The following is a 26,058-nucleotide window of genomic DNA, read 5'->3' as shown; positions in this document are numbered from 1 at the left end:
GGATTCTAGCCCAACCTTTAGCTGCGGGCTATCTTGTCGGTCTGACCATGTCCTGCGTCCGGGCCACCGCGCCGTGGCGCCAGCCGCAGCGCCAGCATCAAGACCGCGCCCGCCGCGACGTACAGCACGATCAGCGCGGCCAGCATGGCGGCGCTGCCGCCCCACGCCATCGCGCGTTCGCCCAGCGCGGGACCGAAGGCGGCGCCCGTCAAACCGAAGCTGCCGACCAGCGCGATGCCGGCGGCGGCGCGGCGCCGGTTCAGCAGGTCGGCCACGATCGATATCAGCAGCGGCGAGGCCGAGGCGATGCCCAGCGACGCCAGCGACAGCCCGGCCAGCGACCAGGCCAGCACGTTGTCGGCGGCGATGGCCAGTCCCAGGCCGCCGGCGGCCAGCACCATGCAGGCGATGAAGTGGCCGCGCCGCTCGCGCCGGCGGTCCGAGTCGTAGCCGATGGCGATCATGCCGACCACGCCGGCGATGTTGGGCAGCGCGGCCAACAAGCCGAGCTGCATGTGGCTGGCCGCGCCCCAGCGCTGCATCAGCGTCGGCGCCCAGAACACCAGCGTGTAGCTGGCGCCCATCAGCAGCAGGTTGGAGACGGCCAGCAGGCCGATGGCGGGATTGCGCAGCAGCGACCAGGTGATGGCGAAGGCCGACGGCGGATCGTCATCCTCTTCCTCGCCGGCGTTGGCCGGCTGGCCGCAGGCCGCGGCCAGCAGTGCTTCGTCGCGTTCCAGGTCCTGCGCTATCATCTGCTGCTCGAACGGCGACAGCCAGCGGGCGTCCTCCGGCCTGTCGTCCAGGTAGAACCAGGCGACCACCCCCAGCAGCGCGGCGGGCAGGCCCTGCATCAGCAGCAGCCATTGCCAGCCTTGCAGTCCTTGGTGCAGGTGCAGGTATTGCAGCGTCGCCCCGCACAGCGGGCCGGCCACCACGCCGGCCATCAGCGCCGCCGACGCGAACACGGCGATCACGCGCGCGCGCCGTCCGGCCGGATACCAGTAGGTGAAGTAGAGGATCACGCCGGGGAAGAAGCCCGCCTCGAACACGCCCAGTAAAAATCGTATCGTGTAGAACTCGACCGGCGTGCGGACGAAGGCGCCGGCGGCGGCCGTCGCGCCCCACAGCAGCATGATGCGCAGCAGCGTCTTGCGCGCGCCGATTTTTTCCAGCAGCAGGTTGCTGGGCAGTTCGAACAGGCAGTAGCCGACGAAGAAGATGCCCGCGCCCCAGGCATACACCTGGTCGCTGAAGGCCAGGCTGTCCTGCATCTGCAGCTTGGCGTAGCTGATGTTGACGCGGTCCAGGTAGGCCACCGCGTAGCACAGCATCAGCAGCGGCAGCAGGCGCCAGCTGATCTTGCGATAGATCGCATCCTTGCCTGCGGCGCCGCGCAGGTGCAGCAGCGTGGCGCCGTGGCTCATGACGCCACCGCCAGCTGCGCATCTTGCGCGTCCTGCGCTTTCTGTTCGACCTTCCAGTGCGGACGGCGCGCGCGCAGCGTGAAGCGCTCGCGGTAGACGCTGGGGTTCATGCCGGTGGCCTGCTGGAACAGCCGGCGGAAGGAGCTGGCGTCCGCATAGCCGCAGGCGGTGGCGATGGTGTGGAAGTTGTGCAGCGAGACTTCGATCATCACCTTGGCGCGTTCCACGCGCAGCTTGTGCAGGTATTCCAGCGGCGTCATGCCGGCCGCCTGGCGGAAGTGGCGCAGCAGGGTGCGCTCGCTGGTGGCGGCGGCGACGGCCAGCGCTTGCAGATTGTAAGGCTGGTCGAGATTGGCCTGCAGCCATTGGGTGGCGCGGTAGACCGGGCTGTCGGAAGTCGGCGTCAGCCACTGGCTTGCCATCTGCGATGTCACTTGCTGGCGGCGCTGCTGGTACAGCATCACTTGCAGGATCGCTTCCATCAGGTCGGCGTCGAGCAGGCGGCCCAGCAGCGCGGCGACGAATTCGGTTTGCATGCCGGGCGCGACGCAGGTGTACACGCGCTCGTGGAAGGACATCGGTTCGTCGGCGCAGAAATCGCCTTGCGGGAACATGCGGCTCATCCACGATTGGTAGGCCCACGGCGCGGCGCAGCTGGCGCCGTTCAGCAGGCCGAGGCGGGCGGGGAACACCATGCCGGTAAAGCTGGCGGCGATCAAGCCGCCTTGCAGCGCGTGGTCGTTCAGCAGCGATAGTACGGCCGGATGCTGGTCGGCGACCTCGCCCATGTGCGGCGCGTTGCGCGTGGCCAGGCCGGGGACCAGGATCAGCGTGCGTTCAGCCGGCAGCGCTTGCGGCGGCAGGCGTTCGTTGTCGGCCATGCCGCCGGCGCTCAGCGGGACCTCGACGCCGGGCGGCGTGAGCATGCGCCAGGTCAGCGGCGACGGGCGGTTCGGCTTGCGCAATTGCAGGATGCCGGCGGCGACGCGCAGCACGTCCATCGCCGCAAACAAGGTGCCGGGCATGACCTCGGGAAGCCACAGCAGGTGCACATCCAGTGGGGTGAGGTCGGTGGCGGGATTGGTCTGCATATTGGCGATATTAGCTGCACGATAATCCTTAGGCAAGCTTTAGAATCGTTTGCAAGAACTCAAAACAACAGTGCCGGAAACGCACCAATCTGGCGCGTTTCCGTGGCCTTCATTTTTTGGATTTATATCGTATGTTTAAACGAATATTGTTGGCGGTCGCGCTGGTGTTGGCCGGGATGGTGGCGGTGGTGGCGGTCAATACCTTGCGGCTGACATCGCGCCAGATCGAGGCGAAGCCCGCGCCGGCGCTGGCGTTGGACCGCGATGCTGCGGCCGCGCGACTGGCCGGCGCGCTGAAGTTCCGCACCATCTCCGATGCCGCCTCCGAGCAAGCCAACAGCGGGGAGTTCGAGCGCATGCAGGCTTACCTGGCGCAAGCCTTCCCGCGCATGCATGCAACGCTGAAGCGCGAGATGATCGGCCACAGCATGCTGTTCACCTGGCCCGGCAGCGATCCGGCGGCCAGGCCGGTGATGTGGCTGGCGCACCAGGACGTGGTGCCGGTGGCGCCGGGCACGGAGCGCGACTGGCAGCAGGCGCCGTTCGACGGCGTGGTCAAGGACGGCTATGTATGGGGCCGCGGCTCCTGGGACGACAAGGGCAGCCTGGTGGCGCAGATGGAGGCGGTGGAGACGCTGCTGGCCGCCGGCTACCAACCGCGCGGCACCATCTACTTCGGCTTTGGCGCCGACGAGGAGGTGGGCGGCCGGCGCGGCGCCACCGCCATCGCGGCGCTGCTGAAGTCGCGCCGCGTGCGGCTCGACTACATACTCGATGAAGGCATGCTGGTCACGCAGGGCATCATGAGCGGCATCACGCGGCCGGTGGCGCTGATCGGCGTGGCGGAGAAGGGCTACGCCAGCGTCAACCTGGCGGTGAGCACGGCGCCGGGCCACTCGTCGATGCCGCCGCGGAAAACCGCGATCGGCATGATGAGTGCGGCGCTGGCGGAACTGGAACGCAAGCAGATGCCGGGCGAAGTGGGCGGCGTGGCGCGCGAGATGTTCGATGCCATTGCGCCGGAGATGCACGGCGTGAACCGCGTGGTGCTGGCCAACCTGTGGCTGTTCGCGCCGGTGCTGCAGCACCAGCTGGAGCAGTCGGCCGGCACCAACGCCATGCTGCGCACCACCACCGCGCTGACGGTTTTCCACGCCGGGAACAAGGACAACGTCCTGCCGGGCAAGGCCGACGCCGTGGTCAACTTCCGCCTGCGTCCCGGCGACAGCGTGGCCGGCGTGATGGAGCACGTCAGGCGGGCCGTCGACAACGACGCCGTGCACGCCACGCTGGACGCGGGCCAGTCGGAACCGTCGCGGGTGTCGCCGGTGGCGTCGCCGCAGTATGCGCTGATCAACCGCACCATACGCGAAGTGTTCACTGACGCGGTGGTGGCGCCGGGCATCGTGGTCGGCGCCACCGATGCGCGCCACTATCGCGAGGTCAGCGACCACGTGTACCGCTTCTCGCCGGTGCGCGCCGGGCCGGACGACCTGGCGCGCTTCCACGGCACCAATGAGCGCATCGGCGTCGACAACTACGTGGAGGCGGTCCGCTTCTACGTGCAACTGGCCAGGAACCGCTAGGCCGCTCACCCACCAGCACCGATAGCACGATCCGGACCGGGCGGCCACAAGCTGCCCGGCGGGGATTCCTGCGCCTTATAAAACCCCGCCTTATAAAAACCATCAACGATCACACAGGGAGTAGAGCATGATGAAGGAAACCGTACTGGCGCACGCGATGCGCATGATGTTTGCCGGCGGCGTTGCCGTGGTGGGCGCGTTGCCGGCCTGGGCGCAGCAGGAGCAGGGAGAGAAGATCCAGCGGGTGGAGGTGACCGGCTCCTCGGTCAAGCGCGTCGATTCCGAAACCGCGCTGCCGGTGCAGATGATCAGCAAGCAGGATATCCAGCGCATCGGCGCCACCAGCACCGAGAGCCTGCTCAACTCGATCGCCTCGCTGTCTTCGTCGGGCGCCAAGTCCGGCGCCAGCGGCGCATCGTCGGGCACCTTCGGCCTGTCGTCGATTTCACTGCGCGGCCTCGGTTCGGACCGCACGCTGGTGCTGGTCAACGGCCGCCGGCTGGCGGCGTTCGCGGGCGGCGGCGGCGCCACGGTCAACGTCAACGTGATCCCGCTGGCGGCGATCGAGCGCATCGAGGTGCTGAAGGACGGCGCCTCCGGCGTCTACGGCAGCGACGCGGTGGCGGGCGTGGTCAACTTCATCCTGTCGAAGAATTTCGAGGGCGTCGAAGCGAGTGCGGGCGGCGGTTCGCCGACCACCAGCGGCGGCGGCCAGAACAAGAAGGCCGCCATCACCGGCGGCATCGGCAATCTCGATACGGACCGCTACAGCGCCGTGGTCTCGGCCTCGTGGGAGAAGGACAAGGCGCTGTTCGGCGCCGACCGCGATTATGCGAAGAGCGGCAACAAGCCGCCGTACTACGTCTCCGGCGCGACGGGGCAGGGCAATATCGAGGGCGTGGTGATCCCCGGCGCCTATCCCAACGACCGCGGTCCCGGCTTCGGCAACTCGCCCGCCACCGGCTACGGCAATCCGCTGGCCGCCGGCGGCAAGTGCGCGGACATCCAGATGTTCCAGAACCCGACGCCGACCAGCAAGGGCGCGCCCTACTGCGCCTTCGACAGCGCCGGCTACACCAACCTGATTCCGTCGCGCGAGCTGGCCAACCTGACCGGCAATGTCAACTTCAAGCTCAGCGACCAGCACCAGCTGTTCGCCGACGCGCTGCTGTCGCGCAGCGTGGTCGTCAACACCATCCAGACCAGCCCGGAGCGCCGCAGCTTCCTCGCCATCGACAGCGCCTTCGCCAGGCAGGGCGTCGATCCCTCGCTGATACTCTACCCGAGCAATCCGGTGTACCAGTCCATCGTCGTGCCTTACCTGACGGCGCAGGGCTTCGGCGCCCTCATCGGCCAGCCGCTGGCGATCACCACCCGCGTGTTCGACTACGGCCCGCGCCAGTCGCGCGACGTCGCCACGCAGTCGCGCCTGGTCGGCGGCGCGCGCGGCACCGCGTGGGGCCAGGACTACGAGGTGGCGTATTCGTCCAACCGCAGCAAGGTCGGCGGCACGCTGCCGCAGGGTTACTTCCTGCAGGTGGCGTACGCGAAGATCATCAACGATCCGGCCAACAACTGGAACCCGTGGGCGCCGGGCGGCATCCAGACCGGCGCGCTGGCCGACAAGCTGAAGACCGCGCAGTACACCGGCAAGACCATCGACGGCTGGTCCGACAGCAATATCTTCGACGGCAAGATCACCGGCGACCTGTTCCAGCTGGACGGCCGCGCGGTGCAGTACGCGGCCGGCGCGCAGGCGCGGCGCGAGAGCTACCGGATTGCGCCCAGCGCCGCGCTGCTGAGCGGCGATGTCGGCGGCGCCGGCGGCGCGCTGGCGGCGGTGGACCGCAGCCGCAGCATCCGTTCGGTGTTCGGCGAGCTCAACGCGCCGCTGCTGAAGACGGTGGAAGCCAACCTGGCGCTGCGCAGCGACGACTACAACGATGTCGGCGCGTCGACCAACTACAAGGCCAGCCTGCGCTGGCAGCCGGTGCGCAGCGTGCTGCTGCGGGCGTCGGTGGGCAGCGGCTTCCGCGCGCCGACGCTGAACGACCTGTGGACGCCGCAGGTGCTGGGCACCACGGTGGCCTTCAGCGATCCGAAGACGGGCCAGAGTTCATTGCAGGTCAACGGCTTGACCGGCGGCAACCCGAACCTGAAGCCGGAAGCATCGCGCCAGGCCTCGGTCGGCCTGGTGCTGTCGCCGGCCAACTGGCTGACGGCGGGCGTCGACCTGTTCCGCATCAAGGTCAGCGATATCCTGGCGACGCCGTCGGCGCAGGAAGTGGTGTCGCGCTTCCGCGCCGGCGATCCGGCCTACGCCGGCCTGGTCACGCTGAACGGCAACGACGTCGACCTGGTCAAGACCATCCTGGCCAACACCGGCAACGCCACCATCGCCGGCGCCGACGTGTTCGTCACCGGCCGCAGGAATTTCGGCGCCGGCCGGCTGGACATGGCGCTGAACGGCACCTATATGGACCAGTACGACCAGACCAGTCCGGGCGGCGTGGTGTCGCATAAAGTGGGGCGGCTGGTGGACGCCAAGGGCGTGCCGGTGATCGGCGCCGACGCGGGCGGCGTGGTGCTGCGCTGGAAGCATACGCTGAGCGCAGCGTGGACGGCCGGGCCGCTGTCGGCCACGCTGATCCAGAACTACCGCGCGCGCTACGAGGCGGCGCGCGATTTGCTGGGCAACCGGGTGTTCATGGGGGCGGAGGCGACCTACGACGCCAATCTGGCATGGCGCGGCTTCAAGGACACCACGCTGACGCTGGGCGTGCGCAACCTGTTCGACCGCCAGCCGCAAGTGTTCGTGCCGGTGGCGGCGCAGTTCCAGTACGGGTATGACGTCAGCACCTACGATCCACGCGGGCGCTTCGTCTATCTGAACGCGAGCTACGCCTTCCGCTAGGCGCTCAGGCGGTCGCCGGGCCGCGCCCCATGTGGTAGTCGCCGGGGTTGCGGCGCGGGCGCAGTTCCGGCTGGGAAGCGGCGTCGCCGTCTTCCTGCGCCAGGAACTTGCTGCCGATCTCGAACCATTCCTCGCTGGAGATGACCTTCTGCGCCAGCGGCAGCAATTCCTGTTCTTCCTTGTCCAGCCGCTTGAGCAGGTTCTGGCAATACAGGTCCACCGTGCGGCACAGGAACTTGCCCTGCGAAGCGCTGCGGCGCATGGCGCGGCGCAGGCACTTATGCACGGCGGTCAGCATCGCGCTGCCCAGCCGGCTCAGCGATTCCATGTCGTTCATCAGGGCCGTACAATTGGAGTCGGCCGCGCGCACGGCCGGCATCAGGCAGGCCTCGACCTTGCGCTGGTGGCGCGCCTCGGCAAAGCTGGTCAGTTCCTTGAGCTGGGATTCAATGAACACAGGATCGATTTCCTGCGGGCGGCGCGCGATCGACTGCACGTATTGCAGCAGACGCGAAATGAAATGGCGTTCCTTCTTTTGTTCGATCGACAGTGTCAACAACACATAGGTGGCAGTAAGCATGGCGTTTCCCGTATTTCGTCTGACTTCGGCTGCGCGGCAAGCGTTGGGGTGGCCGACGCGCTCCGAGGTGAAGACTTCTACCTTAGCGCTGTGGCGGGCTCATTCAACGTCGATTTACAATTGTTCACAACTGGTTGTGAGGCAATAACATTCGAAGATTACCGGCGGGGAAAACGAGTTGCGCGCACGTCAAGCCGGCGGAAAACGGGCGCACTTCACTTGGCTGAGTGAATGATTATGCACCTTTTCCGCGCTTGAAAATACGCGATTTATTGCGTCGATCAAAAAAAATTTCTATCGGCCGCGGCCCTTTTTCGCCGCGGCCTCAATGCTGCATTGCGGTATGGGTCAGGCCGCGCGCGGCGCGCCCAGGTAGGCGCTGCGCGGGGCGGCGAAGCCCTGCTTGACCTGGCGCGAAGTCTCGTCGGTCAGCACCTCGTCCTCGCCGGCGTGCAGCGCGTTGACGATGGACTGGGCGATGTCGGCCGGCGCGGATTTCGGCGCGTCGATGCCGGCGGTCATGTCGGTGTCCATATAGCCCATGTGGGCGCCCAGCACGTGGGTGTTCTGGGCCGCCAGTTCGCCACGCAGGCCGTTGGTCAGCGCCCAGGCGGCGGCCTTGGAGGCGCTGTAGGTGCCAGTGCTTGGCAGGCTGATCCAGCTCAGCGCCGACAGCACGTTGATGATGGCGCCGCCGCCGTTGCGGCCCAGCACGGGCGCGAACGCATGGCTCAAGGCCAGCGGGGCGAAGAAGTTGGTTTCCAGTTCGGCGCGGGCGGCGGTCAGCGCGTCCGGGGTGCTGACGCCGCTGCCGGTGGAGATGCCGGCGTTGTTGACCAGGATGGTCAGGTCGGGGATGGCCTGCACGGCGGCGGCGATGTCGGCGGCGTTGGTCACGTCCAGCTTGATCGGCGTGACGCCGGGCAGGGTGACCGATTCCGGATTGCGGGCGGCGGCGTAGACCTTGCGGGCGCCGGCCGCAAGGGCGGCTTGCGCCAGGGCTTTGCCCAGGCCGCGGTTGGCACCGGTAACGAGGACAACGGCATCTTTGAAGTTCATGATATTTCCTTTCAGTGGGTAGATCGAAGGTAAGTCGAAGGTGAAACAATATGACCGGTCATCTTGAAATCGGTCGAAAAAAAATCACGCCAAAATACGGCCCAATACTATGCGGGCAAAACGGTCCAGCGGCGCACGGCTGTGCTCGACCTTGGAGCGCAGCACCGCGCCCTGCCAGGCGTCGACCACGAAGTCGGCCAACTCGGCCGCCGTGCATGCCGTGCCGATGCTGCCGTCCCGCTGGCCCGCGGCGATCACGCCCGCCAGCGCGCCGGCGGATTTGCCGAACGCTAGCTGCATTTCCTCGCGTATCGCCGGCACCTGCGTGGACAGCTCGGTACTGAAGTTGCCCAGCAGGCAGCCGCAGTTAAAATCATCCGCGACATTCGATTCAATATAATCGCGGAAATACTGCTGGATGCGCTCCAGCGGCGTCAGCGAGGTGTCGTGCAGCGCCGCGCCCAGTTCCGCCGCCTTCTCCGAATAACGCTGCAACACCTCCAGGCCCAGCGCTTCCTTGCTGGCGAAGTGGTTGTAGAACGAACCCTTGGGCACACCGGCAGCCGTCGTGATGTCTTGCACACTGGTGGCGTTGAAGCCCTTGCTGTGCAGCAGGCCCAGGCTGGTGGCGACGAGTTGCTCTTTGACGTTAGGTTTAGGCATGCATGTAATATGACCGGTCGTCTTAAATATGTCAAGCACTTTTTGTTGTTGCAGTGCGATAGCGGCCGATAAATAGTTTGAGACAATCGGCGGGCACCCAGCTATATTGATGATACTTCGGGTCTTAAAATGGAAAATACCATGCGTTACAAGCTTCTGCCGCTGCTGCTGGCTTTCCCACTGTTGGCGCAGGCCGCGCCGTTGGCCTTGAAGATGTGCGTCTTCGACCATCCGTTCCCGCCGATGACCTTGCCGGACGGCTCGGGCCAGGCGCAGGAACTGCTGCGCCGCGCATCGAAACTGCAGCCGGTGACGATCCAGAACGTGGTGAGGCCGCGCTTCCAGTGCATGGAGCAGCTGCGCACCGGCGAGGTCGACGCCATGCTGGCCGCCTTCATCGAAGACCGCACGTCCTACAGCGCCTATCCGATGAAGGCGTCGCAGCCGGACACCAGCCGCGCGGTCGGCGACCTCAACTTCACGGTATCGCGCCGCCAGGGCGGCAAGGTCGGCTGGGACGGCAGGCAGTTCATCGACCTGGGCCGGCAACCGGTCGGTACCCAGCCGGGCCTGCTGCACGTATCGCGGCTGCGCCAGCTGAACGTGGTGATCGACGACAGCGCCGCCAGCCCGGAGCAGGTGTTCGCCATGCTGGCGCAGAACCGCGTGGCCGCCGTGGTGACCCAGCAGGGCGAGGGCGAGCAGCTGATCGCGCGCAAGTACCGCGGCCAGATCGAGATGCTGCCGACGCCTTTCGACGTCACGCCGATGTACCTGATCGTCAACAAGGGCTTTTATCAGCGGCACCGGGCGCAGATCGACGCCTACTGGGACGCCATCCGCCAGGCGCGCGCCGGCAAGTAGCATAAAGTAACAGTTTTGCTTGCTGCGCCGCACTCTTGGTATCATGTCCGACAGCCGGCCACCAGCCGGTATTTTTCTTATAACGTCGGAGATCACCGAATGAGATTACCACTGCTGCTGCTTGGGACCGCCATGGCGGCGTCCAGCGCAATGGCCGCGCCGCGCGGCTTCACCGTAGAAGACATGGTCAAGATGGAGCGCGTCGGCAGTCCGGTGCTGTCGCCGGACGCCACCCGCGTGGTGTACACCGTGCGCTCGACCAATATGGACAAGAACCGCGGCAACACGCAATTGTGGCTGCTGGACCTGCGCGCGGCCAAGGCCGCGCCGGTGCGCCTGACCCAGGCCGACGCCAGCAGCAGCGATCCCGAATGGTCGCCGAACGGCGACGCCGTCTACTTCCTGTCGGCCCGCTCCGGCTCGAACCAGGTGTGGCGTTTGCCGCTGGCCGGCGGTGAGGCGGCCAAGGTCACCGACCTGCCGCTGGACGTGGAAAACTTCCGCCTGTCGCCGCAGGGCGACCGCCTGGCGCTGAGCGTGGCCGTGTTCCGCGATTGCGCCGACCTGGCGTGCAGCAAGGCGCGCCTCGACGCGCAGGCCAAGAACAAGGCCAGCGGCAAGGTCTACGACAAGCTGTTCGTGCGCCACTGGGATACCTGGGCCGACGGCCGCAACAACGTGCTGTACTCGGCGCCGATCGACGCCAGCGGCAAGGTCAGCGCGCAGCCGGTCAGCCTGTCCGGCATGCTGGACGGCGACGTGCCGTCCAAGCCGTTCGGCGACCACGACGAATACCACTTCAGCCCGGACGGCAAGACTGTGGTGTTCTCGGCCCGCATCGCCGGCAAGACCGAGGCGTGGTCGACCAACTTCGACGTCTACACCGTGCCGGCCACCGGCGGCGAGCCGAAGAACCTGACCGCCGACAACCAGGCCTGGGACACGAAAGCGATCTACTCGCCGGACGGCAAGACCCTGGCCTACCTGGCCATGGACAAGCCGACCTTCGAGGCGGACCGCTTCCACCTGGTGCTGCTCGATGTCGCCACCGGCAAGAAGCGCACCGTCGCCGACGGCTGGGACCGTTCGATCGCCGACTACCAGTGGACGCCTGACGGCAAGGCGCTGCTGGCGACCGCCGACGATATCGGCCAGCACCGCCTGTTCGCGATCGACGCCGCCAGCGGCAAGGTCAATGCGCTGACCGGCAAGGGCTATGTCAGCGGCTTCGACGTCGCGCGCGACACCATCGTCATGGCGCAGGCCAACCTGTCGTCGGGCGCGCAGCTGTTCAAGTTCAAGCTGGGCGCGCCGGGCGAGAAGGCTGCCCGGCTGACCACGCTGAACGAGGCCGCGCTGGCCGACGTCAAGTTCGGCGAGTACGAGCAATTCTCCTTCACCGGCGCCAACGGCGAGACCGTCTACGGCCACGTGATGAAGCCATGGAACGCCACGGCCGGCGCCAGGTACCCGATCGCCTTCCTGGTGCACGGCGGCCCGCAGGGCAGCTTCGGCAACTCGTGGAGCTACCGCTGGAATCCGCAGGTGTACGCGGGCGCCGGCTACGCGACCGTGTTCATCGACTTCCACGGCTCGACCGGCTACGGCCAGAAGTTCACCGATGCGATCAGCGGCGACTGGGGCGGCAAGCCGCTGGAGGACTTGCAAAAAGGCCTGGCGGCGGCGGTGCAGAAATTCCCGTGGCTGGACCGCGAGCGCAGCTGCGCGCTGGGCGCGTCCTACGGCGGCTTCATGATGAACTGGATCGAAGGCAACTGGTCGGACGGCTTCAAGTGCATCGTCAACCATGACGGCGTGTTCGACACGCGCGGCATGGCCTACGCCACCGAAGAGATCTGGTTCACCGAATGGGAAAACGGCGGCGCCTACTACGACGTGCCGGAACTGCACGAGAAGTTCAATCCGGCGCTGAAGGTGAAGAACTGGAAGACGCCGATGCTGGTGGTGCAGGGCGACCTGGACTTCCGCATTCCGACCTCGCAGGGCCTGGGCACCTTCACCGCGCTGCAACGCCGCGGCATTCCGAGCAAGCTGCTGATGTTCCCGGATGAGAACCACTGGGTGCTGAAGCCGGCCAACTCGGTGCTGTGGCATCACACCGTGATCGACTGGCTCGATAGCTACCTGAAAAAGTAAAACACGACGCCCGCCGATGCGGGCGTTTCCACATTCAAGGACATCTCATGAAGAAATGTATCATCGTCGCCGCCATCGCGCTGGCCTTCGGCGCCGCGCAGGCCGCGCCGGCAACCGCCGCGCGCGCGGAAAACGCCTACCTGTCGCAGGAAGACGCGGCAGCCCGCTCGGCCCGCGTCAGCAATGTCGACTACACGCTGGCGTTCGCGCTGACCGGCAAGGAAAGCTTCAGCGGCGCCACCACGCTGAGCTTCGACCTGGCCGACAAGCAGCAAGCGCTGACCATCGACCTCGACAAGGCCAGCATCGCCAGCATGACCGTCAACGGCAAGGCCGTCACGCCGCAATACAACCAGTGGTTCATCACGCTGGCGCCGCAGGACCTGGTCGCCGGCCGCAACACCGTCAGCATCGTTTATGAGCGCTTGCACAGCACCAACGGCGAAGGCTTGCACCGCATGGTCGATCCGGTCGACGGCCGCGTCTACACCTACTCGCATTTCGAGCCGGCCGCCGCGCACCAGATGTTCCCGGTGTTCGACCAGCCCGACCTGAAGGGCACGTACCAGGTCACCGTCACCACGCCGGCCGACTGGGTGGTGTCGTCGACCATGCGCGAGAGCGGCGTGGAGGAGCTGGCCGGCGGCAAGCGCTGGACCTTCCCGCGCTCGAAAAAGCTGAGCCCGTATAACTTCTCCATGCACGCCGGTCCGTACAAGGTATGGGAAGACAACAGCGGCAAGTATCCGATGCGCTTGTTCGCGCGCCAGTCGGTGGCGGCGCAGGTGTCGCCGCAGGACTGGTTCACCTACACCAAGCAGGGGCTGGGCTTCTTCGACCAGTACTTCGGCATTCCTTACCAGTTCGAGAAATACGACCAGTTGCTGGTGCCGGACTTCCTGTACGGCGCGATGGAAAACGCCGCCGCGATCACCTTCGCCGAAGGCAGCTTCCTGCACAAGGAAGAAATGACCACGGCGCAAAAGCAAAGCCTGGCCGGCGTGATCATGCACGAGATGGCGCACCAGTGGTTCGGCGACCTGGTCACCATGAAATGGTGGAACGGCCTGTGGCTGAACGAAAGTTTCGCCTCCTTCATGGGCACGCTGGCGACGGCCGAATCCACCGAGTTCGGCAATGCCTGGCAGGGCTTCTACTCGGGCGGCAAGCAGGCCGCCTACGTGCAGGACCAGCGCGTGACCACGCACGCGATTGAAACGCCGGTGCCCTCCACCGCCAACGCCTTCGACAACATCGACGCCATCACCTATTCCAAGGGCGCGTCGACGCTGAAACAGTTGCGCCACCTGCTGGGCGAGGAAGTGTTCCGCCAGGGGGTGCACAACTACCTGGTCAAGTATGCGTACCGGAACGCCAGGCTGGACGACTTCATCGGCAGCCTGGGCGAGGCCGCGCACCGCGACCTCGGCGGCTGGACCAAGGAGTGGCTGTACGAGCCGGGCGTCAACACCATCGCGGCCGAGTTCAGCTGTGCAGGCGGCAAGGTCTCGTCCTTCACGCTGCACCAGAGCGCGGCCGGCAAGGCGATGCCGACCCTGCGTGAACAGCGCGTGCAGATCGCGCTGTTCAACCTCAACGCGCAGGGCCTGGGCCTGAGCAAGAACCTGGCCGTGACCTACCAGGGCGCTCGCACCGCCGTGCCTGAACTGAAAGGCGCGGCCTGCCCGGACCTGGTCTATCCGAACTACCAGGACTGGGGCTTTGCGCAAGTGCAACTGGATAAGAAATCGTTCTCGACCGCGCAATCCAGCCTGGGCAAGGTGGAGGATCCGCTGCTGCGCTCGATGTTGTGGCAAAGCCTGTGGGATGGCGTGCGCGGCGCCAAGCTGCCGCTGAATGCATTCCTGGCGACCGTGCTGGCCAACGCGCCGGCCGAGAAGGATTACACGCTGCTGGGCGATATCGTCGGCAAGGTGCGCGCGTCGGTCGACTACCTCGATGCGATGGGGCCGTCCGCGGCGGCCTACAAGGCCAGCACCGGCGTGCAGCTGGAGCGGATGGCGTTTGCCGCGACGCAGGCGGCCAGCGCCGACAAGAACTTCCAGCGCCGCTGGTTCGCCACTTATCTGGGCGTGGCCAGCAGTCCCGCCGCGCTGAAGCAGCTGGCCGCGATCCTCGACGGCACGCTGGTGGTGCCGGGCCTGAACGTCGGCCAGGACCTGCGCTGGGAGATCGTCAACCGCCTGAACCGTTACGCCTATCCGGGCAGCGAGGCCTTGCTGGCGGCCGAGCAGGCGCGCGACAAATCCGACAGCGGCCAGCAGGCCGCATTGGCCGCCACCGTGGTCCGTCCGGACGCCAAGGTCAAGGCGGAATGGCTGGCCAATATCGGCGACCTGCAGACCAAGCTGCCGTTCTCCAGGATCCGTACCGCGATGTACAACCTCTACCCGGCCGGGCAGGCTGCGCTGAGCGAGTTGAGCGCGGAGCGGCGCCTGTCCACGCTGGCCGCAGTGGACGGCGCCGCCGGCCCGGTCTACATGCGCGCCTACGCTGCCGCGATGCTGCCGGCCAGCTGCACGCCGGCCAGCGTCCAGCGCTTGCAGGCGGCGATTGTTAAATCCTCAAATTTGTCGGCCGGCACTCGACGTTCCCTTCTGGTAACTCATCAGGAAGACGAACGTTGCGTTGCCATTAAGAAAGCATTGACGATACATTAATTGCCGCTTGTTTTTAGCTACCAAGCCAGCGCGTGCGCTGGCTTTTTTTCGTCCCGATTTTTTATCAACTATTGGGCTAGATTAGAAAGAAGATGCCTGCCTGTTGCTGGAATTTGCATGCACTTCACTGGATTTTAAAAACGATACGGATTTCCTGTTCACAACAATTTTTTTGTAAAAGCACAACAGAAATTCAACTATATCAGCACAATTTGATGACTTGTTGATGACCTCGGCTTCATAGTGCAATCCGTATATTGTTTGGTTTTGTGTAAAGATAATTAAACAATAAACGTTAATATTTCGTTACTTTAACTTTGCGGTTTGTATATATTAATTGTTACTTTTAAAAAAGTAGACAAGGGCACCAGCTAGGCGGACCGACCAGGCGGGCCATGGCTCCATCACTCACAACCACAAGGCAAGAGAAATGAACCACATCAAGCAACTCCAGGAAGGCCCGTCCGTTCGCGGGCTGAAAAAAATGACCGCCGCCGCACTCGGCGCCCTGGCGCTGATGAGCGCGGCGCCGGCGATGGCGGATGTCATCAACTTCGAATCCATCGGTTCCGCGACCTACAACGGCACCGAGCTGTTTGGTGAGAACGGCTACACGATGGAAGTGATCGACACGCCGACAGCCGGTCCTGGCGGCACAGGCTTCGCCGGCGGCGTCGGCAACGGCAGCGACCCCTATCTGTGCGCCATCGCCGCCTGCCCGACAGGCAACGGCAGCTACTTCTACATGGGCGTCAACGACGGCGGCCTGAAAATTTCGCGCGACGACAGCCATGCCTTCCGCCTGTATAGCCTGCAGTACGCCTTCCTGGCGCCGGTCGGCGGCTTGCCGAGCTATTCCTACGGCCAGCTGACCGTGGTCGGCCAAACCGTCGGCGGCGGCTCGGTCTCCGCCAGCTTCGACTTCCCTATCCTGAACGCGACCGGCAACTCGCCGTTCCTGACCGCCGGCCTGAATTCCGCCTTCGGCAGCACCCTGTTCAACAACGTGGTCATCAGCTCTTGCCTGTGGGACGCCAACGGCGCTTGCGTGAACCCGGCCGACAACCAGGCCCAGTTCACCCTCGACAACCTGACGCTGGCGCCGGTGCCCGAGCCCGAGACCTACGCCATGCTGGGCCTGGGTCTGGCCGCCATCAGCCTGGTGTCGCGCCGCCGCGCAAAAAAACAAGCCAACGCCTAAGCAAGGGAACTCCACAATGAAACTCCGTCCTATCTCCACCGCCGTCCTGCTGCTGTTGTCCGCGCTGGCGGCCAACGCCTCCGCCGACACCGAACGCCGTTCCTACATCGTGCAACTGACCGACAAGCCGGTCGCCACCTACACCGGCCAGGTCAGCGGCCTGGCCGCCACCATGCCGGCCCAGGGCCAGCGCCTCAATGTCGACGCCGCCGAAGTGCAGGCCTACATCAACTACCTGGACGCCAAGCAGGCCGCCGTCATCAGCACCGTCGGCGCCGCCGAGATCACCAACAAGTACGACGTCGTCTTCAACGGCTTCTCGGCCCTGCTGACCGACGACGAAGTGCGCGCGCTGAAGAAAAACTCCGGCGTGGCCGCCATCACGGCCGACTCCATCATGCAGATGGACACCAGCTACACCCCGGCCTTCCTCGGCCTCGACAAGGCCGGCGGCCTGTGGGAGCAACTGGGCGGCAAGGGTTCGTCCGGCGAGAACATCATCATCGGCATCGTCGACGGCGGCATCTGGCCCGAGCAGCCGAGCTTTGCCGACCGCATCGACAGCAACGGCAATCCGAGCCACAGCGGCTCGACGCTGGCCTACGATGCGCCGCCTTCGACATGGAAGGGCGGCTGCGATACCGGCGAAGGCTTCAGCGTCGCCAATTGCAACAACAAGCTGATCGGCGCGCGCTTCTACAAGTCGGCCGGCCAGGCGCTGCACTGGACCGAGTTCAACTCGGCGCGCGATTCGATCGGCGGCGGCTCGGGCGAGGGCGGCCACGGCGACCACACCGCCAGCACCGCCGGCGGCAATGCCGGCGTGACCGTGCTGACCAACGGCCTCAACCTGGGCAAGATCACCGGCATGGCGCCGCGCGCGCGCATCGCCGCCTACAAGGTGTGCTGGACCGACGCCGCCACCGCCAAGAACGGCTGCGCCACCTCCAACAGCGTGTCGGCGATCAACCAGGCCGTCAAGGACGGCGTCAACGTCATCAACTTCTCGATCGGCCCGAGCGCCGGCGGCGGCACCTTCAACGAAGCCACCGAGCAAGCCTTCCTGGGCGCGGCGGCGGCCGGCGTGTTTGTCGCCGCCTCGGCCGGCAATTCCGGTCCGACCGCGACCGCGCCGGCGCCGGCGTCGCACATCAGCCCATGGCTGACCACGGTCGGCAATTCGACCCATGACCGCATCTACCTGGCCGACGCCGTGCTGGGCAGCGGCGCCACCGTCACCGGCGCGTCGAGCAACGCCAACACGCCGTCGGCGCCGCTGATCCTGGCCAAGGATGCCGGCCTGCCGGGCGTCGATCCGGCCAACGTCAGCCTGAACCAGTGCTTCGGCCCGGCCGACACCGTCGCGGCGCTGCTGGATCCGGCCAAGGTCAGCGGCAAGATCCTGGTCTGCGACCGCGGCAACAACGTGCTGGTCAACAAGAGCGCGAACGGCAAGACCGCCGGCGCGGCCGGCGTCATCATCGCCAACGTCGAGGGTGGCAACGCGACCATCATCAACCAGCCGCACAGCGTGTCGACGCTGCACATCACCAAGGAAAACGGCAAGATCGTCAAGGATTACATCGCCGCCACCGCGGCCTCGGCCACCGGCCTGCTGAGCAACCTGCGCGCCACCTTCGATCCGGCCGTCAAGGCGCCGATCATGAACGGTTCGTCGTCGCGCGGACCGAACGTGGCCAGCGCCAACATCCTGAAGCCGGACCTGACCGCGCCGGGCACCGACATCCTGGCCGCCGTCAGCGCCGACCTGACCCAGGCCCAGCGCAACGCCATCGCGGCGGGCGGCGTCGCACCGGCCACCGACTGGGCGTTCTACACCGGCACCTCGATGGCGTCGCCGCACGTGGCCGGCGTGGCCGCGCTGCTGAAACAGCGTCATCCCGACTGGACGCCGGCCGCCATCAAATCGGCGCTGATGACCACCGCCACCGACACCTTCAGCGACGGCCTGAACGGCGCGATGGCGTGGGACGCCACCGCCAAGACCACCGGCACGCTGCCGTGGGGCCAGGGCGCCGGCCACATCGCGCCGACCTCGGCCGCCGATCCGGGCCTGGTGTACGACATCCAGCCGATCGAATACGCACGCTTCCTGTGCGGCCAGGGCCTGATCTACACCGCGGCCCAGTGCACCTCGATCGGCGGCGGCATCGCGGCGCAGAACCTGAACCTGGCGTCTCTGACCGCCGGCAACATCCTCGGTTCGATGACGCTGACCCGCACCGTCACCAACGTCGGCGCCACCAGCGCGACCTACAACGCCACCGCCGCCGTGCCCGGCTACTCGGTCGTGGTGTCGCCCGCCACGCTGACGCTGGGCGCCGGCGCCAAGGGCAGCTTCACGGTCAAGGTCACCCGCACCACCGCGCCGATCGATACCTGGGCCTACGGCAAGCTGAGCTGGACCGACGGCGTGCACACCGTGCGCAGCCCGCTGACCGTGCGCGGCAGCGCGCTGGCCGCGCCAGCCGGGGTGTATAGCGAAGCGACCACCGGCAGCAAGATCCTGACCGTCGGCACCGGCTTTGCCGGCGCGATGAGCGCGGTCAAGGCGCTGGCGCCGGCCACCGTCGACACCCGCGTCATCGAGCAGGCCAACACCGCGCTCAACACCAGCAACCAGTGCTACGCGGGCGGCGCCAAGGGCGTCAACCTGCACACGGTGACGATTCCTGCCGGCACGGTCGCGGCGCGTTTCTCGCTGTACGATGCCGATACCACCGGCGCCGAGTCGGGCCTGTCGGACCTGGACCTGGTGGTGATCACCGGTACCTCGGTGGTGGGCAGCAGCGGCGGCGCGACCGCCAACGAGGCGGTGGTGCTGAACGCGCCGGCGCCCGGCGAATACAAGGTGTGCGTGATCGGTTACGAGCCGGCTGGCGGTTCGGCGACCTACGCCCTGTCGAGCTGGATCCTGCAGCCAACCTCGACCGCCGGCAACTTCAAGGTCAACCTGCCTAGCTCGGCCACCATCGGCGGCACCGCGTCGGTCGGCATGAGCTGGTCGGCACTGCCGGTGGGCAAGCGCTACTTCGGCGTGGTCAACTTCCTGCTGGGCGGCGTCAAGCAAGGCATGACCCAGGTGGAGATCGACACCACCGATCCGCTGCCGCTGTTCCAGAACTCGCGCAACAAGGAAACGCTGGCTTTCTGATCGCGGCGTTGATGGCGAAACCGCGGCCTCGGCCGCGGTTTTTTTATTGCTGGATGCCGGGTCCGCCGGGGCTGCCGCGGTTGACGGCATCGAGTTCGCAGCGGCCCGCGCGGCACACGGCGCCGGGATCGCTGACCAGCGAGCAGGTCGACATCATGTGCTCGCGCGCATCGTCGGCGCGGCGCGCGGCGCTGTGCTGTTCCACCAGCGCCTTGAGTCGGGCGCCGTCGCCTTGCTTGCTGGACCAGGCCAGGTAGCGCTCCGGTCCGCCGCAGGCCTTGGCGCCGACGCCCAGGCTGTGGCACTGGCTGTCGCTGTCGCAGGCGGGGTTGGCGTTTTCCGCCTGGATCTGCTGCCATAGCGTGGCGCTGGTGGCCGGCCCGGGTTCCGGCGCGGACGGACGGGCGCCGGCGCAGGCGGCGACCAGGATCAGCATGCCTGCCGGGGCAAGGCGCAACAGGGAACGGGCGGAGGTCTTCATGCGCCCATGATGATCCAATGCCGCGGCCATTACAAGCGATCGCTCAATCGTGCCTTGCGGGCCATGCCGTCGGGGCCGAACAGGATCACGAATTCCGCATCGCCTTGGCGCGCCGCCGGGTAGCGGTAGCGCCAGACCTGGTAGCCGCTGTCGAAGCCGATCACCTGCGCGGCCGGCCCCAGCCTGGCGCGCATCTGTTCGACGCTGCGGTGGTCTTCGGCGACGCCGACGTCGCCGGGGCCGGGCGGATCATCCATGTAGTCGAACGCGAGCAGCGTATCGTCGGACCAGCCGCGGTCCCATATCGGCGCGTAGTAGCTGCGGTCCAGCAACACCTGGCAATCGCAGAAGGGCAGGGTGGACGGCGTCTGCGTGCCGCCCGCATACAGCGCGGCCAGCGGCAGCGCGGCCGCGCGGGCGCCGTCGCGCAGCGTGACGCCGAACAGCGGGCGTTCCGAGAACAGCAGGTAGTTGCCGTCCGGCGAGGAGCAGACGCGGTCGGCATCGGTCAGCACTTCGCCCAGCCAGGCGAACAGGCGGGAGTTGTTCGACAGCAGTCCGGCTTCCACGCCGACCAGGCATTCGAGCCGCAGGTCGCCCAGGCGCCGCATGCCCGCCGGCACGCCGGGGCTGCGCACCTGGGCGCGCCAGGTCAGCGTGGCGGTCTTGCTGCTGGCGACCAGCGCGGCGTCCTCGTCCAGCGCGCGGGCGTCGCGCGCCAGCGTGAAGCTGTGGTCGGGCGCCACCGCGACCGGCAGCGCCACGGTGTCGCCCAGCACGCGCAGGGTGATGCCGTCCAGCCGCGTGGTGGGCAGGCGCGGCAGCAGCTGGAAGCGCAGCGACGCCTGCGGCGCCAGCGCATGGTCGCGCTCGAAGCGGTCCATGCCGGCGATCATCTTGCGGTAGGATTTATCGACCGGGTCGCGCGTCGCCCTCAGCGTGACCTGCACGGGAGCGGACGCCTGCTGGCCGAAGGCGCCGCCGGCGGCCAGCGCCGCCAGCAGCGCGCAGCAATGCAAAGTCGAGCGCACGGCCAGCCTCCTCGAACACGATGCGTCCATGGTATGCCCTGCCGCGCCGGCGCGGCGCGCCGCTGGCGGACCAATAGTATTTACTTTTAGTTAACCACGTGGGATGATGTTGCTTCAACTTAACAGGGAGCGGGTATGGCAGGCATCGACGATTACGGTAGTAATCTGACCGGGGCGGGATTGTTGACGGTAGGCGGCCAGCAGACCGGCAGCTTCGAGGCGCCCGGCGACAGCGACGCCTTCTGGGTGAGCCTGGACGCCGGCAAGAGCTATACCTTTTCCGCCAGCGGCGCCAACGATGCCGCCGGAACGGCGCCGCACATCGGCCTGACCTTGTATGGCGTGTATAACGGCCAGACCTACAAACTCGATTCCAGCGTGGCCGGCGCGGGCAGCTTCAGCGCCACGGCCTCGCTGGGCCCCAACGCGGTGTACTACGTGGTGGCCGCCGACCGCGACGCCCTGCACGGCAGCGGCGGCTACGTGATCAAGGCCGGCGTCATGGCCGACGACTACCAGGCCAACCCGGGCGGCGCCGGCAGCATCGCCATCGGCGCCGGCGCGAACGGCGTGCTCAACGCCGCCGGCGACATCGACTGGTTCAAGGCCGACCTCAAGGCCGGCCAGTCCTACACCTTCATCCTTGACGGCACGCAGGGCAGCCTCGGCTTCGACATCGTCGACGACAAGGGCAACGTCGTCAGCGGCGGCAAGAGCCTGCTGGCCGACGGCGGCACCATGCTGGCCTACACGCCGGCCTCGGCCGGCAGCTACTATGTGCAGATCAAGGGCGGCACCGGCGCCTACCAGCTGCAGGCCGCGCTGTCCGAGCCGGACGACTACAGCGCCACCGCCAAGACCAGCGCCGTATTGCCGGACGCCGGCAGCATCAAGGGCCGGCTTGAGATAGCGGGCGACCACGACTGGATCAAGGTGCACATGGAGGCGGGCAAGGCCTACACCTTCGGCATCGCCGCGTCGATCGACAGCGTCGATCCGCAACTGGTGACCGGCTTCGACCTGCTCAGCGGCGACGGCGCCACGCTGGCCTTCGGCTCCAGCCGCTTCGACAGCCACGACCAGACGCTGACCTACCGTCCCGCCACCACCGGCGACTATTACATCCAGGTGGCCGGCTCGGCCGGACTGGCGCGCAACGATTACACGATCACGTCCTACGCGCAGCCGAAGGATGCGGTGGCCGGCGACGCCAGCACCACCGGCCTGCTGGCGGCGGGCCTGAAGGAGACCGGGAAGATCGATAGCGCCGGCGACCTGGACTGGTATCAGCTGGACCTGAAGGGCGGCGAAACCTATACCTTCGTCATGGCGGCGGCCGGCTCCGGCGGCGGCACGCTGGGCGACGCCCACGGCGTGGCCGATCTGTGGCTGTACACCGCCGGCGGCGGCAGCGTGGGCCACGGCACGGCCACCGATACCCAGGGCGCGACCCTGGTGTTCAGCCCGACCGTCAACGGCACCTACTACCTGCAAGCCGGTTCCACCGGCCTGAACACCGGCAGCTATACCTTGCTGGTGGGCGATTCCGCGCATGCGATCCCCGACATCCAGCCGCCGACCTTCCGCAGCATGACCGGCGCCACCGCGGTCGACGGCCTGGCCGACAACCTGCGCCTGGATTTCTCCGAGAACCTGGCGCGCGGCGACGGCCTCATCAAGCTGAAGCTGGCCTCGGGCGAAGTGGTGGAAACCTATAGCATGGCCACCAGCGACCGCATCTCGATCAGCAACGGCCAGCTGACCATCGACCCGACCAAGAACCTGGTGGCCGGCAAGGACTACGTGATCGAGATCGGCGCCGGCAGCCTGAAGGACGGCAGCGACAACGGCTATGCCGCCGCCACCACCCACACCTTCCACACGGCCGACGCCGCGCTGAACCTGCAGGGCGGCGCCGGCAACGACGTGTTCCACGCCGGCACCGGCAGCGACACGATCAGCGGCGGCGCCGGCGTCGACACCGTGATCTACGGCGGCGCGCGGACCGGCTACACCATCACCCAGGGCAACAGTGGCAGCCTGGTGCTCAACGGCTACGCCGGCACCCTGGAGCGCGACGCGCTGACCTCGGTCGAGCGCCTGCAGTTCAGCGACACCGGCCTGGCCTTCGACACCGACGGCGCCGCCGGCCAGATCTTCCGCCTGTACCTGGCCACCTTCGGCCGCCAGCCGGACGAGCAGGGCATGGGCTTCTGGCTGTCGTTCTCGGACAAGGGCATGACGCAGGCGCAGATCGCCGACTTCTTCGTGAGCAGCCCGGAGTTCTCGCAACGCTACGGCGCGCAGCCGAGCGAGGACGCGTTCATCGCCGCGCTCTACGACAACGTGCTGCAGCGCGCTCCGGACGCCGACGGCCTGGCCTTCTGGCACAAGGCGCTGCAAGAGGGCACCACGCGCGTGCAGGCGCTGACCTTCTTCGCCGACAGCCCGGAAAACTTGGCGGCCTCGGCCGAGCTGTACTACGCCGGCATCCACTACACGCCGTTCCTTTGATCTGAAATCCAGCGTATCAGCGTGCGCCCGAACACCCGGGTGCGCGCGGTGTCGACCTGGCGCCGCTTGTAGGCGTCGTGGCTGGCCGGGCCGGTCAGGCTGCGCTCGTAGCTGGCCTGGTCCATCAGCTGGATTTCATACTCGAAGAAGAAGCCGACGTCGTAGTCCTGCTCCGGCGCCGCGTCGAGCTGCTGGACGTGGATCATCTTGCGCACCGTCACCTGGATGCTGCTGAAGCCGGCGCCGCTGTGGGGGTTGTCGCAGCGGGTCTGCGGCTGCGACAGCTCGGCCAGTTCGGCGTCCATGACTTTCAGCAGTTCGACCGGGTACTCGTCGCTGTGCTCGATCCGCGCGCGGTACTTGACGAAGATCTGCTTGGCCGCCTCCAGGTCCAGCAGGGTGTTGCGGGTGCGCTCGGCGTCGACGTTGGTGACCGACAGCAGGTGGGCGCGCTGCAGCGTGCGCAGCGCCAGCAGGCATTCGAAGCGGGTGGCGAACACCAGCCGCACCCCCAGGTGGTCGAAGATGTCGGCGGCCAGGTAGGCGGCTTTCTGCAGCAGCTTGAGCAGGATGCTGTTGCGGCCCTTGTTGTCCTTGCGGTCGTAGTGCAGCATCGGCAGGCAGACTTCGCCGTCGGTCAGGTAGTGGCGGTCGCCGTCGTGCAGGATCACCTCGTCCAGCGTGCCGAACACCTGGGCGCGGATGGCGTGGAAGTGGCGCAGCTTGAGGTTGTTGTCGATGTAGAAGATGCCGTGCATGACCTTGAGCACGGCGCAGGCCCACATGCGCCGCGCATCGACGTGCTGGCCGCGCAGCGAGGCGTACACCAGCAGCTGCAGCGGGTCGTCGGGATGGCTGACCTCGGGCGGGATCAGCGCCGCCTCGCCGGGTTCGAGGAAGGTGCAGGCGATGAAATCGACCGCCTCGCGGTGGGCGCGGCCGATCAGCGCGGCCGCGGCCGGCTGGTCCAGGTCGAAACCGTATTCGCGCACGAACTGGCGGGCGTCGTGCAGATTGCGCAAGGCCAGCGCCCCCAGGTCGATCGCCGACACCCCGCTGGCGATCGCGTTGAGGTAACTCCAGTTAAGCGAAAACTTGCCCCCGCTCTTGAGCGAGGCTCGTAATGCAGTCATGGCATCCAGTACTAGCTGCGATATCTCAGTATTGCAGTCCAGCCAGTGAGCGTCAATCAATATCCTGTGCTGTCCGGAAAGCATCATCCGACAAGTTTTACTTTTATATAAGCAGTTGTGGGATGGAACTATAATAGTGGCCTTGTCTACTGAGAACGACCCGCATCATGCACACACTCCGCGACGCGCGCATCGCCATCCTGGTGCCTTGCTATAACGAGGCGCTGACGATCACCGCCATCGTGCGCGATTTCAACGCCTGCCTGCCGCAGGCGCAAGTCTACGTCTTCGATAACAATTCCACCGACGGCACGGCGCGCATCGCGCGCGAGGCCGGCGCCATCGTGCGCAACGTGCCGGCCCAGGGCAAGGGCAGCGTGGTGCGCCGCATGTTCGCCGACATCGAGGCCGACGCCTACGTGATGGTCGACGGCGACGATACCTACGACGCCAGCGTGGCGCCGCAACTGGTCGAGCAACTGCTGCGCGACGGCCTGGACATGGTGGTCGGCAACCGCGTCAGCACCGAGCAGGCCGCCTACCGTCCGGGCCACCGTTTCGGCAACGCCATGCTGACCGGCTGCGTATCGTTCATCTTCGGCCGCACCTTCACCGACATCCTGTCGGGCTACCGGGTGTTTTCGCGCCGCTACGTCAAATCGTTCGCGGCGCACTCGGCCGGCTTCGAGATCGAAACCGAACTGACGGTGCACTCGCTGGCGCTGCGCATGCCGGTGGCCGAGGTGTCGACGATTTATAAATCGCGGCCGGAAGGCTCGGTCAGCAAGCTCAACACCTACCGCGACGGCGTGCGCATCCTGGGCACCATCTTCCGCCTGTTCAAGTCGGAGCGGCCGCTGGCGTTCTTCTCGATCGGCGCGGCGGCCAGCGCGCTGCTGTCGCTGGTGCTGGCCGAGCCGCTGCTGGCCACCTATCTGCGGACCGGCCTGGTGCCGCGCCTGCCGACCGCGACGCTGTGCGCCGCGCTGATGCTGTTCGGCGTGATCCTGCTGGTGTGCGGCATCATCCTCGACGCCGTCACCAAGGGCCGCATCGAGCAAAAGCGCTTTGCCTACCTGGCCCTGGCCGCGCCATCGCTGCCCGAGCATGGCTAGGACCGGCACGCAGCTGCTGCGCTTTGCCGTCACCGGCGTGATCGGCCTGGTGGCCGACGTCGCCGTGCTGTACGGCGTGCTGGCGCTGGGCTGCGATCACTATACCGGCCGCCTGCTGTCCTTCCTGGCGGCGGTGGTGGTGACGTGGCGCATCAACCGCCGCTATACGTTCACGCCGTCCGGCTCCCAATGGGGCGAGTGGTGGCGCTACCTGGGCGCGATGAGCGGCGGCGCGCTGCTCAACCTGGGCGCCTACACGCTGACGCTGTGGCTGCTGCCGCCGGCGGTGTGGCTGCCGGCGCTGGGCGTGGCGTTCGGCGCGCTGGCCGGCATGACGCTCAACTTCCTGAGCGCCAAATTCTTTGTCTTCAAATCCTGAGCGAGCC

At 66.7% G+C, this 26,058-nt stretch carries 18 protein-coding genes; 10 read left to right on the top strand and 8 right to left on the bottom strand.

Annotated features, from left to right (window positions below; all coding sequences use genetic code 11):
• Positions 1-17: 17 nt before the first annotated feature.
• Positions 18-1,427 carry an MFS transporter gene (locus tag ACEN9F_RS15815; protein WP_413421107.1) on the bottom strand — a complete coding sequence of 470 codons (1,410 nt, stop codon included), beginning with the start codon at positions 1,425-1,427 and terminating at the stop codon, positions 18-20.
• On the bottom strand, positions 1,424-2,518 hold the full coding sequence (locus tag ACEN9F_RS15810) for a GlxA family transcriptional regulator (protein WP_413421105.1): 1,095 nt from the start codon (positions 2,516-2,518) through the stop codon (positions 1,424-1,426). The genes ACEN9F_RS15815 and ACEN9F_RS15810 overlap by 4 nt, the downstream gene beginning before the upstream one ends.
• A gap of 131 nt (positions 2,519-2,649) precedes the next feature.
• On the opposite strand from ACEN9F_RS15810, the gene ACEN9F_RS15805 reads away from it, so the two are divergent.
• Positions 2,650-4,104 carry a M20 family peptidase gene (locus tag ACEN9F_RS15805; protein ID WP_413421104.1) on the top strand — a complete coding sequence of 485 codons (1,455 nt, stop codon included), beginning with the start codon at positions 2,650-2,652 and terminating at the stop codon, positions 4,102-4,104.
• Between the two features lie 127 nt (positions 4,105-4,231).
• Positions 4,232-7,018: a TonB-dependent receptor gene (locus ACEN9F_RS15800; protein ID WP_413421102.1), complete on the top strand. Its 2,787-nt coding sequence runs from the start codon at positions 4,232-4,234 to the stop codon at positions 7,016-7,018.
• A 4-nt stretch (positions 7,019-7,022) separates the two neighbouring features.
• On the opposite strand, the gene ACEN9F_RS15795 is transcribed toward ACEN9F_RS15800, so the two are convergent.
• The 3 genes from ACEN9F_RS15795 to ACEN9F_RS15785 all read right to left on the bottom strand — a co-directional run bounded on the left by ACEN9F_RS15795 (position 7,023) and on the right by ACEN9F_RS15785 (position 9,320).
• Positions 7,023-7,598 carry a hypothetical protein gene (locus tag ACEN9F_RS15795; RefSeq protein WP_413421100.1) on the bottom strand — a complete coding sequence of 192 codons (576 nt, stop codon included), beginning with the start codon at positions 7,596-7,598 and terminating at the stop codon, positions 7,023-7,025.
• Between the two features lie 348 nt (positions 7,599-7,946).
• Positions 7,947-8,657 (bottom strand): SDR family oxidoreductase, encoded by a 711-nt coding sequence (locus tag ACEN9F_RS15790; RefSeq protein WP_413421099.1) that lies wholly within the window; start codon positions 8,655-8,657, stop codon positions 7,947-7,949.
• A gap of 84 nt (positions 8,658-8,741) precedes the next feature.
• A complete protein-coding gene (locus tag ACEN9F_RS15785) occupies positions 8,742-9,320 on the bottom strand; it encodes a TetR/AcrR family transcriptional regulator (protein ID WP_413421097.1) in 579 nt (192 codons plus the stop codon).
• A gap of 141 nt (positions 9,321-9,461) precedes the next feature.
• Here ACEN9F_RS15785 and ACEN9F_RS15780 point away from each other — a divergent pair, with 141 nt between their 5' ends.
• From ACEN9F_RS15780 to ACEN9F_RS15760, 5 genes are all read left to right on the top strand, one after another.
• Positions 9,462-10,184, top strand: a complete 723-nt coding sequence (locus ACEN9F_RS15780) for a substrate-binding periplasmic protein (RefSeq protein WP_413421095.1) — start codon at positions 9,462-9,464, stop codon at positions 10,182-10,184.
• Between the two features lie 99 nt (positions 10,185-10,283).
• A complete protein-coding gene (locus ACEN9F_RS15775) occupies positions 10,284-12,341 on the top strand; it encodes a prolyl oligopeptidase family serine peptidase (protein ID WP_413421093.1) in 2,058 nt (685 codons plus the stop codon).
• Between the two features lie 47 nt (positions 12,342-12,388).
• Positions 12,389-15,022, top strand: a complete 2,634-nt coding sequence (gene pepN / locus ACEN9F_RS15770) for an aminopeptidase N (protein WP_413421091.1) — start codon at positions 12,389-12,391, stop codon at positions 15,020-15,022.
• Between the two features lie 430 nt (positions 15,023-15,452).
• The gene (locus tag ACEN9F_RS15765) at positions 15,453-16,223 is read left to right on the top strand and encodes an NF038120 family PEP-CTERM protein (protein ID WP_413421090.1); all 771 of its coding nucleotides are present in this window, start codon (positions 15,453-15,455) and stop codon (positions 16,221-16,223) included.
• 16 nt (positions 16,224-16,239) lie between these two features.
• On the top strand, positions 16,240-19,398 hold the full coding sequence (locus ACEN9F_RS15760) for a S8 family serine peptidase (protein WP_413421088.1): 3,159 nt from the start codon (positions 16,240-16,242) through the stop codon (positions 19,396-19,398).
• 43 nt (positions 19,399-19,441) lie between these two features.
• On the opposite strand, the gene ACEN9F_RS15755 is transcribed toward ACEN9F_RS15760, so the two are convergent.
• Entirely contained in the window at positions 19,442-19,879 is a 438-nt protein-coding gene (locus ACEN9F_RS15755) for a hypothetical protein (protein ID WP_413421086.1), read from the bottom strand.
• A gap of 29 nt (positions 19,880-19,908) precedes the next feature.
• Complete coding sequence (locus ACEN9F_RS15750) at positions 19,909-20,910, bottom strand: hypothetical protein (RefSeq protein ID WP_413421084.1); 1,002 nt, start codon at positions 20,908-20,910, stop codon at positions 19,909-19,911.
• Between the two features lie 135 nt (positions 20,911-21,045).
• Between ACEN9F_RS15750 and ACEN9F_RS15745 the strand changes: the two genes are divergently transcribed.
• Entirely contained in the window at positions 21,046-23,424 is a 2,379-nt protein-coding gene (locus tag ACEN9F_RS15745) for a DUF4214 domain-containing protein (RefSeq protein WP_413421082.1), read from the top strand.
• Here the strand turns inward: ACEN9F_RS15745 and ACEN9F_RS15740 are convergent.
• Entirely contained in the window at positions 23,406-24,557 is a 1,152-nt protein-coding gene (locus ACEN9F_RS15740; protein WP_413421080.1) for a TIGR04552 family protein, read from the bottom strand. The genes ACEN9F_RS15745 and ACEN9F_RS15740 overlap by 19 nt on opposite strands.
• Before the next feature lie 167 nt (positions 24,558-24,724).
• Here ACEN9F_RS15740 and ACEN9F_RS15735 point away from each other — a divergent pair, with 167 nt between their 5' ends.
• Together ACEN9F_RS15735 and ACEN9F_RS15730 are read left to right on the top strand one after the other, a co-directional pair.
• Positions 24,725-25,672: a glycosyltransferase gene (locus tag ACEN9F_RS15735; protein ID WP_413421078.1), complete on the top strand. Its 948-nt coding sequence runs from the start codon at positions 24,725-24,727 to the stop codon at positions 25,670-25,672.
• Complete coding sequence (locus ACEN9F_RS15730; protein WP_413421076.1) at positions 25,665-26,051, top strand: GtrA family protein; 387 nt, start codon at positions 25,665-25,667, stop codon at positions 26,049-26,051. The genes ACEN9F_RS15735 and ACEN9F_RS15730 overlap by 8 nt, the downstream gene beginning before the upstream one ends.
• Positions 26,052-26,058 lie beyond the last annotated feature (7 nt).

It is taken from the genome of Duganella sp. CT11-25 (assembly GCF_047302815.1).
Classification (GTDB): domain Bacteria; phylum Pseudomonadota; class Gammaproteobacteria; order Burkholderiales; family Burkholderiaceae_D; genus Rugamonas.
The sequence above is the reverse complement of the archived record's forward strand: the minus strand, read 5'-3'. Positions and strand labels throughout refer to the sequence as shown.